This window comes from Massilia niastensis DSM 21313, from assembly GCF_000382345.1.
GTDB lineage: Bacteria > Pseudomonadota > Gammaproteobacteria > Burkholderiales > Burkholderiaceae_D > Telluria > Telluria niastensis.
The window spans coordinates 116,998-128,260 of sequence record NZ_KB908087.1 but is presented as its reverse complement, the minus strand read 5'-3'; the positions used below and the strand labels follow the sequence as shown (position 1 = coordinate 128,260).

The following is an 11,263-nucleotide window of genomic DNA, read 5'->3' as shown; positions in this document are numbered from 1 at the left end:
TGGCAGACATCCGGCGGGTGGCAGTGGCTGCGCGCCTGGCGAAGCTGGCTGAAGATGGCAAACGACAGCGGGATCGAGCCGCTAAGGAAATTCGCCACCAAGTTAAAACCCTACTGGCGAGGCATCGCAGCGCGGCTGCGCTGGCCGATGCATACCGGCCAGCTCGAGGGCATCAACAACCGTATCAAGGTGATGAAGCGGATGGCCTATGGCTACCGGGATAGCGACTTCTTTTTCCTCAAGATCAAAGCCGCGTTTCCCGGAAATCCGTGATGAACCAAAAAAATGGGGCCGCATGGCCCCATCGGAAAGACGGCTTACAGCGCCGGGTAATCCGTATAGCCTTCGGCGCTCGGATGGTAGAAGGTCTCGGCCTTCGGCTGGTTGAGCGGCGCGCCCAGCTTCAGGCGCTTCGGCAGGTCCGGGTTGGCGATGAACCATTTGCCGAACGCGACCGCATCGGCGTCGCCCGAGGTGAGCAGCTGCTCGGCGGAGGCCGCGGTCAGGCTTTCGTTGGCGATATAGACGCCGCCGAATTCCTTCTTCAGCTGCGGGCCGATACGGTCTTCGCCGATCGCTTCGCGGGCGCAGATGAAGGCGATCTTGCGCTTGCCGAGTTCGCGCGCCACGTAGCCGAAGGTCGCCAGCGGATCGGAGTCGCCCATGTCGTGCGAATCGCGGCGCGGCGCCAGGTGCATGCCGACGCGGTCGGCGCCCCAGACCTCGATGCAGGCGTCGGTCACTTCGAGCATCAGGCGGGCGCGGTTCTCGACCGGGCCGCCGTACTGGTCGGTGCGCTGGTTGGTCGAGTCCTGCAGGAACTGGTCGAGCAGGTAGCCGTTCGCGCCGTGCACCTCCACGCCGTCGAAGCCGGCCTTCTTCGCGTTTTCCGCACCCTTGCGGTAGGCGGCGACGATGCCCGGGATTTCCGAGGTCTCGAGGGCGCGCGGGGTGGCGTACTCGCGCTTCGGACGCACCAGGCTCACATGGCCCTTCGGCTGGATCGCCGACGGGGCGACCGGCAGGGCGCCGTCGAGGAAGACCGGATCCGAGATGCGGCCCACGTGCCACAGCTGCAGGAAGATGCGGCCGCCCGCCTGATGGACAGCATCGGTGACGATCTTCCAGCCTTCGACCTGCTGGTCGGACCAGATGCCAGGGGTGTCGGCATAGCCCACGCCCATCGGGGTCACGGCGGTCGCTTCGGACAGGATCAGGCCGGCCGAGGCGCGCTGCACGTAGTACTCGGCCATCAGGGCGTTCGGCACCCGGCCCCCGCCCACGGCGCGCGAACGGGTCAGCGGCGCCATCACGATGCGGTTCGGCAGTTCCAGTGCGCCCACCTTGATCGGGTCAAACATTGTAGTCATTGCAGCTCCTAAAGTCCGTCGTTCAGTTGATCGATGAAGGCCTTGATGACCTCCTCGTTGCGTTGGTAGAAGACCCATTGACCGACCCGGCGCGTCTTCACCAGTCCGGCGCGGTGCAGCGTCGCCAGGTGGGCCGACACCGTCGATTGCGACAGGCCGGTACGCTGGTCGATCAGCTTGCAGCAGACGCCGAAGTCGAGCGGATGGTCCTGTTCCGCGAAATGCTGCTGCGGATCCTTCAGCATCTGCAGGATCTCGCGCCGGACCGGATTGGCAAGCGCCTTGTGGATCGCGTCGATGTCCATGAACTCTTCCTTAAATCGGATTAATCAGATCCGAATATCGCCATATTACGATATTCAAAAAATTCCTGCCTGGAGCGCTTCATTTTGCCCATCGGCCAAGGTGCCGCACGGTGCTATACTCGCCGCTTTTTCGGCAGGGGGTGGACGATGAGCTGGGTGTATCTGGTCATGGCCGGGTTGCTGGAAGTCGGCTGGGCTGTCGGCCTGAAATACACGGCCGGCTTCACGCGCCTGTGGCCCTCGGTCTTCACGCTGGTCACGATGGCGGGCAGCGTCGGCATGCTGGGCCTGGCGCTGCGCCAGCTGCCGCTCGGCACCGCCTACGCGGTATGGACCGGCATCGGCACCATCGGCACCGCGATCGCCGGCATGGTCCTGCTGCACGAACCGGCCGGCGCCCTGCGCCTGCTGGCGATCGCGATGATCGCCGGCGGCATCGTCGGCCTCAAGCTGCTGTCGCCGGCCTGAGCGGACCGCCTAGCGGCCGAATTCCGGGTTCGGGCGGGTCAGGTAGTACCACTCGGAGTTGGCGTTCGCCTTGGCGTCCGGGAACAGGATGCGGCCGCCGAATTCGGCCACCACCGGGGTGCCGTCCGCGCGCACGCCGATCTGTTCGCCCTCGGCCACCGGATCGAAGCTTGCCCACTGGCGCGTGAAGCGGTCGTCCGCATGCTGCTTGTCGTGCACCACGACCATCGACAGCGCTTCCATCTCTTCCAGCGGAATCGGCGCTGGCGCCGGCGCGTCGACCAGCTTCAGGTGCGCCAGCGTGTTCATGATGGCGCGGTAGGCCACTTCCGGCGCCGCCGGGTCGTCGTGCTGGCCGCATTCGAGGGTCAGCGCGTAGCCGCCGGTGGAGCGCATGTACTCGGTGGTGCCGACGCCGTAGCGCAGCACGGTTTCCAGTTCGCCCGCGTTGCGGCTGCGGCGCTTCACGCCGTCGCCGTAGGTCGCCAGCCAGCCGTCGACGAAGCGGCGCACGCCGAGGATGCGCGCCAGCGCGCGTTCCTGCTCTTCGTGCTTGAATGGCTGCAGGGGTCCGTCGTTGTTGCGCGGACCGACCATCACGAAGGGCTCGCCCTTGGCGGCGTTGAACGAGTGCAGGTCGAGCAGCACGTCGTGCTGGCCGAGCAGGGGGCACAGCCAGTTGGCCACGTGGTCTTCGAAGTCCTGCGGGTTCTCCTTCGGGAACAGGTCGCGGTTCAGGTTGCGGTCGCCCGAGCGCTCGACCTTGGCATAGGCCAGCGGGTTCACGATCGGGACGAAGGTGACGCTGCCGGCGGCGATGTGCAGCCTGCCGCTGTCGATCTCTTCCATCACGCGCCGGATGGCCTTGGTGCCGCAGACCTCGTTGCCATGGGTGGCCCCCATGATGATGACGCGCGGGCCGGCGGCCATGCCGGTGTAATTGACGGATTTGAACTGGAACTGGCGTGAAGGATTCATTGCTTTGGTGATCCGGGGAAATGTGGGTGGCGACATTTTATCGGGAAATGCTGGCATGTCGAAGGTCGCCGTGGCATGATCCGCAACTTTCCACCCCATTCGTTGCACCGTTCCAGCATGCCCACCACCCGGGTCCACGGCCTCGACACCCTGCGCGCGATCGCGGTCAGCCTCGTCGTGCTGCACCACTACGTGCTGTTCGTCTCCAACAAGCCGACCTTCGGCTGGGTGGGCGAGATCGGCTGGGCGGGCGTCGACCTGTTCTTCGCGCTGTCGGGTTACCTGATCGGCAACCAGATCTTCAGGGCGCTCCGCAGCGAGGGCGGGCTGTCGCTGAAGCACTTCTACGCGCGCCGGCTGCTGCGCACCCTGCCGAACTACTGGGTGGTGCTGGCGCTGTACTTCCTGTGGCCGGCCTTCCGCGGCGACGCGCCCCTGCTGCCGCTATGGAAGTACCTGGGCTTCGTCCAGAACCATCAGCTCGAGCCGGGCAGCGCCTTCTCGCACAGCTGGTCGCTGGCGATCGAGGAGCAGTTCTACCTGCTGCTGCCGGCGCTGGCCATCGCGGCGGCCGGGTTCGGGCGCTCGCTGCGGCTGGCCTGGTGCGCGATCGCGCTGGCGTTCGCGGCCGGCATGCTGGCCCGCGCCTGGCTGTGGCAGGACGTGGTAGCGGGGGAGCGCTACTGGATGCACCATTATTACAAGTACATCTATTACTCGAGCTTCTGCCGCTTCGACGAACTGCTGGCCGGGGTGGCGCTGGCCCTGCTGAAGAACCACCATGCCGGCGCGTGGCAGCGTCTGACGCGCCATGGCAATGCGCTGGCGCTGGCCGGCCTCGCGGTCTCGGGACTGGCGTTCTGGCTGTTCCTGCGCGACCACTACGGCTTCGGCGTCACCGTGTTCGGCTATCCGCTGCTGGCGCTCGGCTTCTCGCTCCTGATCGCCGGCGCCGTGGCCGAAGGCGCCCTGCTGCAGCGCCTGCGCGTGCCGGGCGCCGGTGCGCTGGCGCTGTGGTCGTATGCGATCTACCTGCTGCACAAGCAGGTGTGCGTGCTGGGCGCGCAGTGGCTGGCGCAGCACGGCATCGGGCCCGAATCGCCGCTGGCGATCGCGGCGCTGCTGGCGCTGTCGGTGCTGACCGGCTGGCTGCTGTACAAGCTGGTCGAGACGCCGTTCATGGCCGTGCGCGAGCGCTACGTGCCCACCAATGCCAGGCGTGTCCATCGGGCCGACCGCACCGCGCTGTCGTCCTGAAGCGCGCGCCGGCGCCGCAGCAGGGCGCCGGCTGCCAGCCCCGCGAGGCCGAGCGCCAGCATGGAGGCCTGAGCCGGTTCGGGGATCGTTGACACGATAGTGACGGCGGTCTGGGGCGTCCACTGCCACGTTTCCTGGAAAGACGAGCCGGTGCGCACGGATCCGGTCCGAGACAGCCATGACTCCCCGCTGTCGACGTCGATGCGGCCGTATGCGCCGTTGTTCTCGTCAAGGAGTTCCACGAATCCGGCGAAATCGAGTCCTTCCGCGGCGGAATAGCGGAAGCGGTCGAGCGCGCAGCTCTGGAAGTAGGGATAGGCGTAGGCGCAGCCGATCATGGACGACGGCAGGTTCAGGGGCTGCACCAGCAGCGAACTCACTTCGCCCAGTTCGAGGACGCCGTCGCTGTCCAGGTCTTCGCCGGTGAAGGCGCCGGCGAGGATGGCGGCGGGATCGAAGGCCTGCTCTTCGACGTCGTAGAATCCGGTGTAGGTGAAGGTCCAGGTGGCGGGCGCGCCAGATGCCGCGGCGCAGGACAGGGCGAGGCCGGCGCCGAGGATGCGAGGATTCATGCTTGCTCCCTGGTAGAGGAGGAATCGGATGCGGTCCGTGTGCGAGGTAGCGCTGTCAGGACTCGTGCGTCAGTCTAGTCCCGGAAGCGCGGAGCCGGCGCACGCGCGGCCAGCCTGCCGGACCGGCGCCTCGGGAAAGGCCATGCCGGCGCCGGCACGGGAGGCGCCGGCCGCCCGTTCTCAGCCGGTCAGGCGCCCGAACACTTCGCGCGCAACCAGGCCGCCGCCGCCGATCAGCACGCCGAAATACACGATGGTGGCGACATTGCTGATGTAGCCCAGCAGCACACAGACGCCGTCACGCTGCAACAGTCCGATGGCAAGGAACAGCAGCGCCACGGCCGGGAAGGTATTGCTGAACGGGATCAGGCCGAACGGCATCATCAACAGGATGGCGCCCAGGATCAGGGACGCGTTGTTCAGGTGTTCCATGGGACCGTCGGCCACCAGCCACTGGATGCGGTTGGGGCGGCTGACGCGTTCGATCTTCTTCAGCCAGCGCAGCGCCTTGCGCAGCACCGGGCGCAGCTTCCTGGTGCCGATGATCTTGTGCTTGATCCTCGCTGGAATCCACAGTTCGCGCCGGAACAGGCGGCTCACGCCGATGAGCAGGATGGCGGCGCCGAACACGGTGCTCACGCCGGGTATCGACACCGGAAGCAGGAACACCAGGGTGAGCAGGGCAGTCAGGATCAACAGGCCGTCGTTGCCCACGCGGTGGATCAATTCGCTCAGGGTGATGCCGGTGGAGGGCAGGGTGCGGACCAGGGCGCGAATCCTCTGGGAAACTGGTTCATCGTGCAACGAGTGTTTCGTCGTTGTTTCTAGGGTATTTTCGTGGATGCTGGTCATGTGGCGTGTGAAGTGGGTGGGGCCATGCTGGCTGTGTTGCCGAAGTCCGATTTTAGCTGATCGCGGACCCTCTGTTACGGTGGAGTGTCATCACCCGTCCGGGGGAGACGCGCCTGCGTCGCAACGAGGCGGCTGCGCCCAGTCCCGCCAATCCGAGGGCCAGCATGACGGCCTGGCCCGGTTCGGGCACCGGTGAGACGATCTCGAGGGTGGTCCGCGGCGTCCACTGCCACGCCTCGAGGAATACGCCTCCGCCGATCCGCGTCGACCCCGACTCGTAGAACCATGACTGCCCGCTGTCGACCTCGATATGGCCGTAGGCGCGGCTGTTCTCGTCCGAGATGTGGACCCATCCCTTGACATCGAGGCCGTCCGCGGCCGAGTAGCTGAAGCGCTCCAGCGCGCAGCTCTGGTAGTAGGGATAGGCGTCGGCGCAGCCGATCATGGAGGATGGCGAGTTCAGGGGCGACACCAGCAGCGCATCCAGTTCCGACAGGACGAGGATGCCGTCCTGGTCCAGGTCTTCGCCGGTGAACGAGCCGGACAGCGTGGCGGCGGGATCGAAGGCCTGCGCCTCGACGTCGTAGAATCCGGTGTAGGTGAAGGTCCAGGTGGCCGGCGCCCCGAATGCTGTCGTGCAGCACAGGGCAAGCCCGGCGCCGAGGAGGTGAGGTTTCATGCTTGCTTCCTGGTAACGGAGAATCGACACGACGCCCGGCGGCGCGGTGGCGCTAACCGGACCCGGGCGTCAGTCTATGCCTTGCCCCGCTACGCCGGCGCACGGTCGCCGGCAGGCGCACTCGAATCGTGCTATACTGCAAGGGCAGTGAGGGATGCCCTTCATCGCAGCGTCCGGACCAGCCATCGCGCCAACGCCCAGCGTCATCGCGCGCGAAGCCTGTTCCGCCATTCCCCTCTACAACCCGCACCGTGCAGCAAGCGTGAGCGGCGACGCTTCCGGCGCCATCCAGCCAGCCTGGACCGGAACAGCACCACTATCGAACGAAGTCCGCAGCAGGCAGGCTTCTTTCCTCACTACCTGACCCGCCCCTGGTCGGGCCTCTCGACTGCCGCGGCACCGATCGCGGCCACACGATTTCCCTGCCTCGTTCCGAATGACGAGGCTTTGCTCGTTTTCAGGAGAACACTATGGCAAAAGAAGAATTGATCGAAATGAATGGCCTGGTATCCGAAGTGCTGCCGGAATTGCGTTTCCGCGTCGACCTCGACAACGGACACAAGATGATCGCGTACACCTCCGGACGCATGAAGAAGAACCACATCAGGATCCTGGCCGGCGACCGCGTCACCCTCGAACTGTCGCCCTATGACCTGACCAAGGGCCGGATCATTTTCCGCCACATCGAAAACCGCGGCCCCAGCGCTCCGCGCAAGTTTCAGCCTCGCCGCTAAGCACCCCGCAGGCCGTCACCCGGCCTGCATTTCCACCACCCCGAATCCCGCCGGGGCATCCCCAAGAAAAGCCAGCACCGCGTGCGCCTGGATCGCCGGGTCGATTCCCGCATTGGCCGCGATCGCGGCGCGCAGGCCGGGCACGATTTCCGGCGTGTGCGGGCTGCGGTAGGCCTGGACCAGCAGGTAGGCCAGGTCGGCCGGCGCATCGGCGCGCCGCAGGCGCGCCTCGATGATCGCCAGCAGCGCGCGCTGCATGCGCGGCGTCGGGTTGCGGATGTGGGCAAAGACCAGCGGCGTGTTCGAGATGGACGCGCAAATGGCGCTTTCCATCTGGTCCGCGCCGAGATCCGAAGCGATATCGAAATAGGCCTTGCTCCAGCGCGTGCGGCCATAGGCATGGCCGGGCGGGAAGGAATCCACGGTTTCCAGGCCCATGGCCCGGCTCGCGCGGCTCAGCAGGGAAGCAAGTGTATCGATCAGCGGCATGGCGGGACGGGGTGCTTGTTCGTCATCCCGGCAGTGTAGCGCAAGCGCGCTCGCGCCGCTGGAGGAAAAGAGGTCGCGCGGGGCGCATGCATGCACCCCGCGCGCACCATGTCAGGCGAAGCGGCCGGCGCGGAAGTCGTCGAAGGCCTGGTGCAGTTCGGCCTGGGTGTTCATCACGAACGGTCCGTACTGCGCGATGGGTTCGTTCAGCGGACGCCCGGCCAGCACCAGCACGCGGCTCGCGCTGCCGGCCTTGATGCGCACGCCGTCGGCGCCGGCGGCATTGTCGAGGATGGCCATGCGCGTCTGCGCCACGCCCTTGCCCTCGATGACCACTTCGCCGCGGAACACGTACACGAAGGCGTTGTGGCCGGCCGGGATCGGCTGGTCGTGGACCGCGCCGGCCGGAATCTCGAGGTCGAGGTAGAGCGGCAGGGTGTGCTCGCGCTGCACCGCGCCGTCCACGCCATGGGTGCGGCCCGCGATCACCTGGACGGTCACGCCGTCGCCGAGGGTGAAGCGCGGCACTTCCTCGGCCGGGATGTCGCGGTACCAGGGCGCATTCATCTTGTCCCTGGCCGGCAGGTTGAGCCACAGCTGGAAGCCTTCCATCAGGCCTTCATTCTGCTCCGGCATCTCCGAGTGGACCACGCCGCGGCCGGCGGTCATCCACTGCACGCCGCCATTCGTGACCAGGCCTTCGTTGCCGGCGCTGTCGCGGTGGCGCATGCGGCCGGTCAGCATGTAGGTGACGGTCTCGAAGCCGCGGTGCGGGTGTTCGGGGAAGCCGGCGATGTAGTCGCCCGGCTTGTCGCTCCCGAATGCGTCGAGCATCAGGAACGGATCCAGGCGGCGCTGCAGCGGACCGGTGAGCACGCGGTTGATCTTGACACCCGCGCCATCCATCACGAACTGGCCGTTGATCACCCGTTCGACGCCGCGCGTCCTGGCGATGGTTCGGGCCTGTACTTGCTGGGTCATGCTGTTCTCTCCTGTCCTGTTGCGCCGCCTGGGCGGCGCTATTATGCCAGTGCTTTCTCGACCGCGTCATTGGCCGAGGCCTGGGCCTTGGCGACGGCTTCCGGACCCATGCCCATGCCCGACGAGTAGATATAGGTCTGGTCGGTCATGCCGATGAAGCCCAGCAGCTGGCGCAGCTGCGGCACCAGCGGATCGTTGGCTTCGTCGTAGAAGCCGCCGCGCGCGGCCGCCACGTAGACTTTCTTGCCCTTCAACAGGCCTTCAGGGCCGGCCTCGCCGTAGCGGAAGGTGGTGCCGGCGCGGTAGATCGCGTCGAACCAGCCCTTGAGCTGCGCGGGAATCGCGAAGTTGTACATCGGGGCGCCGATCACGACCACGTCGGCAGCCTGCACTTCAGCGATCATGGCGTCGTCCAGAGCGACACGCGCAGCCTGCTCGGCGGTGCGCTGCTCGGCCGGGGTGAACAAGGCGCCGACCGCCGGGCCATCCAGCAGCGGGTGCGGGTTGGCGCCGAAATCGCGGCGCACGACCTTCGCGCCCGGATTGGCTGCCAGCAGCTTGTCCACGATCTGGTTGGTGACGCGGGTCGATTCCGAATCGGCGCCACGGACGCTTGAGGTGATGTGCAGGATGTTCATGTTGTGTCCCTTCGTTCCAAGAAAAGTTTCGATGGGTCTACTGTAACCATTCCAAAAGCCGTCTGGAAGCCATTAGAATGGATAACATTATTCTGCTGATGGAACAATCATGGACGTCGAACCGAATGACCTGCTGCTATTTGCCCGGATCGTCGAGGCCGGCAGCTTCAGCCGCGCCGCCGAACGCGTGGACCTGCCCAAGTCGACCGTCTCGCGCCGCCTGGCGCTGCTGGAGGCGACCCTGGGCGAACGCCTGCTGCAGCGCACGACGCGCAAGCTGGTGGTGACCGAGTTCGGCTCCAGCCTGCTCGAGCATGCGCGTCGGGTGGCGGACGAAGTCGAGGCGGCCGGCGCCCTGGCCCAGCATCGCCAGCACGCGCCGAGCGGCAAGCTGCGCATGTCGGTGCCGGCCGATTTCGCCAACGCGGGCTTGAACGAGGTGATCGCGCGCTTCCTCGAGCGCTATCCGGCGGTGACGCTGGAAATGGACCTGTCGCCGCGCCGGGTCGACCTGGTGGCCGAGAACTTCGACATCGCGATCCGCATGGGCGACCTGCCGGACGATTCCACGCTCAGCGCGCGTCCGATCACGCTCGAACACGCCGCCCTGTATGCCGCGCCGGCCTATCTCGCCAAGCATGGTATCCCGGAGCACCCCGACGACCTGCCGGCGCACGACGTGCTGTGCATCCTGAGCCGCTACGGCGGCTCGGCCGCATGGACCCTGATCCGGGGCAAGGTGCGCTGGGAGCGTTCGCTGCCGGCGCGCCTGACCGCCAATTCGCCGGACCTGCTGGCGCGCATCGCGGCGCGCGGCGCCGGCATCGCGATCAGCTCGACCCTGTTCGCGGAACCCTATTTGCGGACCGGGGAACTGGTGCGGGTGCTGCCCGAGTGGGAGATGCCGATCACGAACGGCTGGGCGGTGTTCCCGAGCCGGAAGCTGATGCCGGCCAAGACCCGGGCCTTCCTCGACCTGATGGAAGAGATGTGCCGCGAGCGCGGGCACGCCACGCCCGTGGCGGCGGCCGCACTGAACGCGCGCCGGGCGGCGGAAGCCGCCGCCGGGGACGGGCTTACGCCCGGCGGTTCGCCATCATCTCGCCCAGGCGCACCGGACGCTCGGGAGCCCAGTCCGGGTTGAACGAGACCGCGCCGCGGCGGAACAGCATCACGACCGTCGATCCGAGCAGGAAGCGGCCCATTTCCTCGCCCTTCTTCAGCACCACCTGCCGGGAGTCGTAGCTCCATTCGCAGATGCGCGGCATGCGCGGCGGATTGACCACGCCATGCCAGACGGTGGCCATGCTGCCGACGATGGTGGCGCCGACCAGGGTCATCACGAAGGGTCCGTGCTCCTCCGACTCGAACACGCAGACCACGCGCTCGTTGCGCGCGAACAGGCCCGGCACGCCACGCGCGGTGGTCGGGTTCACCGAGAACAGCTTGCCCGGCACGTAGATCATGCGGGTCAGGCGGCCATCGCAGGGCATGTGGATGCGGTGGTAGTCCTTCGGGCTCAGGTACAGGTTGGCGAAGCTGCCGTGCTGGAAGTGCGCCGCCAGGCCGGTATCGCCGCCCACCAGTTCGGCGGTGGTGAACTTGTGGCCCTTGGCCTGGAAGATATGGTGGTCGTCGATCTCGCCGAACTGGCTGATCGCGCCATCGACCGGGCACACGAAATCGGCCTGCGCCAGCGGACGCGCATCGCTGCGCAGCGGGCGCGTGAAGAATTCGTTGAAGCTCGCGTAGCTGGCGATGTCCGGATTGACCGCCTCGTCCATGTTGACCCCGTACTTGCCCACGAACCAGCGGATCAGGCTGGTGGTCATGGCGCCGCCCTTGGCGCCGGCGACGCGGCCGGCGAAGTTGGTCAGCGCCTGCTTCGGTAATACATATTGGGGCAAGACTTTTATACGGGACACGGTGGTTGGCCTCTT

At 66.7% G+C, this 11,263-nt stretch carries 15 protein-coding genes; 5 read left to right on the top strand and 10 right to left on the bottom strand.

Translation table 11 applies throughout. From position 1 onward, the window contains the following. Positions 1-273, top strand: a 273-nt coding sequence (locus H162_RS33165; RefSeq protein WP_020653248.1) for a transposase, incomplete at its 5' end; no start/stop codon positions are given. Between the two features lie 44 nt (positions 274-317). On the opposite strand, the gene H162_RS0109580 is transcribed toward H162_RS33165, so the two are convergent. Both H162_RS0109580 and H162_RS0109575 read right to left on the bottom strand, forming a co-directional pair. Continuing rightward, positions 318-1,370, bottom strand: coding sequence for an alkene reductase (locus tag H162_RS0109580; RefSeq protein WP_026354451.1), 1,053 nt, complete (start codon positions 1,368-1,370; stop codon positions 318-320). A gap of 8 nt (positions 1,371-1,378) precedes the next feature. Further along, a complete protein-coding gene (locus H162_RS0109575) occupies positions 1,379-1,675 on the bottom strand; it encodes an ArsR/SmtB family transcription factor (RefSeq protein WP_020653246.1) in 297 nt (98 codons plus the stop codon). A gap of 147 nt (positions 1,676-1,822) precedes the next feature. Between H162_RS0109575 and sugE the strand changes: the two genes are divergently transcribed. Continuing rightward, positions 1,823-2,143 (top strand): quaternary ammonium compound efflux SMR transporter SugE, encoded by a 321-nt coding sequence (gene sugE / locus H162_RS0109570; RefSeq protein WP_020653245.1) that lies wholly within the window; start codon positions 1,823-1,825, stop codon positions 2,141-2,143. Between the two features lie 9 nt (positions 2,144-2,152). On the opposite strand, the gene H162_RS0109565 is transcribed toward sugE, so the two are convergent. Continuing rightward, positions 2,153-3,121, bottom strand: coding sequence for a M14 family metallopeptidase (locus H162_RS0109565; protein ID WP_020653244.1), 969 nt, complete (start codon positions 3,119-3,121; stop codon positions 2,153-2,155). A 117-nt stretch (positions 3,122-3,238) separates the two neighbouring features. Between H162_RS0109565 and H162_RS0109560 the strand changes: the two genes are divergently transcribed. Next, positions 3,239-4,378: an acyltransferase family protein gene (locus H162_RS0109560; RefSeq protein WP_020653243.1), complete on the top strand. Its 1,140-nt coding sequence runs from the start codon at positions 3,239-3,241 to the stop codon at positions 4,376-4,378. Here the strand turns inward: H162_RS0109560 and H162_RS0109555 are convergent. From H162_RS0109555 to H162_RS0109545, 3 genes are all read right to left on the bottom strand, one after another. Then, complete coding sequence (locus H162_RS0109555) at positions 4,318-4,950, bottom strand: PEP-CTERM sorting domain-containing protein (protein WP_020653242.1); 633 nt, start codon at positions 4,948-4,950, stop codon at positions 4,318-4,320. The genes H162_RS0109560 and H162_RS0109555 overlap by 61 nt on opposite strands. A gap of 180 nt (positions 4,951-5,130) precedes the next feature. Next, on the bottom strand, positions 5,131-5,754 hold the full coding sequence (locus H162_RS0109550; RefSeq protein ID WP_020653241.1) for an exopolysaccharide biosynthesis protein: 624 nt from the start codon (positions 5,752-5,754) through the stop codon (positions 5,131-5,133). A gap of 100 nt (positions 5,755-5,854) precedes the next feature. Next, the gene (locus tag H162_RS0109545; protein WP_020653240.1) at positions 5,855-6,481 is read right to left on the bottom strand and encodes a PEP-CTERM sorting domain-containing protein; all 627 of its coding nucleotides are present in this window, start codon (positions 6,479-6,481) and stop codon (positions 5,855-5,857) included. Between the two features lie 470 nt (positions 6,482-6,951). Here H162_RS0109545 and infA point away from each other — a divergent pair, with 470 nt between their 5' ends. Beyond that, entirely contained in the window at positions 6,952-7,215 is a 264-nt protein-coding gene (gene infA, locus H162_RS0109540; RefSeq protein ID WP_020653239.1) for a translation initiation factor IF-1, read from the top strand. A gap of 15 nt (positions 7,216-7,230) precedes the next feature. On the opposite strand, the gene H162_RS0109535 is transcribed toward infA, so the two are convergent. The 3 genes from H162_RS0109535 to H162_RS0109525 form a co-directional block, all read right to left on the bottom strand. After that, a complete protein-coding gene (locus H162_RS0109535) occupies positions 7,231-7,704 on the bottom strand; it encodes a hypothetical protein (protein ID WP_020653238.1) in 474 nt (157 codons plus the stop codon). Positions 7,705-7,815: 111 nt separating this feature from the next. Beyond that, complete coding sequence (locus tag H162_RS0109530; RefSeq protein ID WP_020653237.1) at positions 7,816-8,685, bottom strand: pirin family protein; 870 nt, start codon at positions 8,683-8,685, stop codon at positions 7,816-7,818. Positions 8,686-8,726: 41 nt separating this feature from the next. Beyond that, positions 8,727-9,323, bottom strand: coding sequence for an FMN-dependent NADH-azoreductase (locus H162_RS0109525; protein ID WP_020653236.1), 597 nt, complete (start codon positions 9,321-9,323; stop codon positions 8,727-8,729). Positions 9,324-9,432: 109 nt separating this feature from the next. Here H162_RS0109525 and H162_RS0109520 point away from each other — a divergent pair, with 109 nt between their 5' ends. Further along, complete coding sequence (locus H162_RS0109520) at positions 9,433-10,467, top strand: LysR family transcriptional regulator (protein ID WP_020653235.1); 1,035 nt, start codon at positions 9,433-9,435, stop codon at positions 10,465-10,467. On the opposite strand, the gene asd is transcribed toward H162_RS0109520, so the two are convergent. Next, positions 10,400-11,248 (bottom strand): archaetidylserine decarboxylase, encoded by an 849-nt coding sequence (gene asd, locus H162_RS0109515; RefSeq protein ID WP_026354450.1) that lies wholly within the window; start codon positions 11,246-11,248, stop codon positions 10,400-10,402. The two genes, H162_RS0109520 and asd, sit on opposite strands and share 68 nt — an antisense overlap. Between the last annotated feature and the right edge of the window lie 15 nt (positions 11,249-11,263).

Bases quoted from the DNA above. Each gene is read 5' to 3' on its own strand.
- H162_RS0109545 (WP_020653240.1), bottom strand. From the start codon at position 6,481: ATGAAACCTCACCTCCTCGGCGCCGGGCTTGCCCTGTGCTGCACGACA.
- H162_RS0109565 (WP_020653244.1), bottom strand. From the start codon at position 3,121: ATGAATCCTTCACGCCAGTTCCAGTTCAAATCCGTCAATTACACCGGC.
- H162_RS0109560 (WP_020653243.1), top strand. From the start codon at position 3,239: ATGCCCACCACCCGGGTCCACGGCCTCGACACCCTGCGCGCGATCGCG.
- H162_RS0109580 (WP_026354451.1), bottom strand. From the start codon at position 1,370: ATGACTACAATGTTTGACCCGATCAAGGTGGGCGCACTGGAACTGCCG.
- sugE (WP_020653245.1), top strand. From the start codon at position 1,823: ATGAGCTGGGTGTATCTGGTCATGGCCGGGTTGCTGGAAGTCGGCTGG.
- infA (WP_020653239.1), top strand. From the start codon at position 6,952: ATGGCAAAAGAAGAATTGATCGAAATGAATGGCCTGGTATCCGAAGTG.
- H162_RS0109530 (WP_020653237.1), bottom strand. From the start codon at position 8,685: ATGACCCAGCAAGTACAGGCCCGAACCATCGCCAGGACGCGCGGCGTC.
- H162_RS0109555 (WP_020653242.1), bottom strand. From the start codon at position 4,950: ATGAATCCTCGCATCCTCGGCGCCGGCCTCGCCCTGTCCTGCGCCGCG.
- H162_RS0109525 (WP_020653236.1), bottom strand. From the start codon at position 9,323: ATGAACATCCTGCACATCACCTCAAGCGTCCGTGGCGCCGATTCGGAA.
- H162_RS0109535 (WP_020653238.1), bottom strand. From the start codon at position 7,704: ATGCCGCTGATCGATACACTTGCTTCCCTGCTGAGCCGCGCGAGCCGG.
- H162_RS0109575 (WP_020653246.1), bottom strand. From the start codon at position 1,675: ATGGACATCGACGCGATCCACAAGGCGCTTGCCAATCCGGTCCGGCGC.
- H162_RS0109520 (WP_020653235.1), top strand. From the start codon at position 9,433: ATGGACGTCGAACCGAATGACCTGCTGCTATTTGCCCGGATCGTCGAG.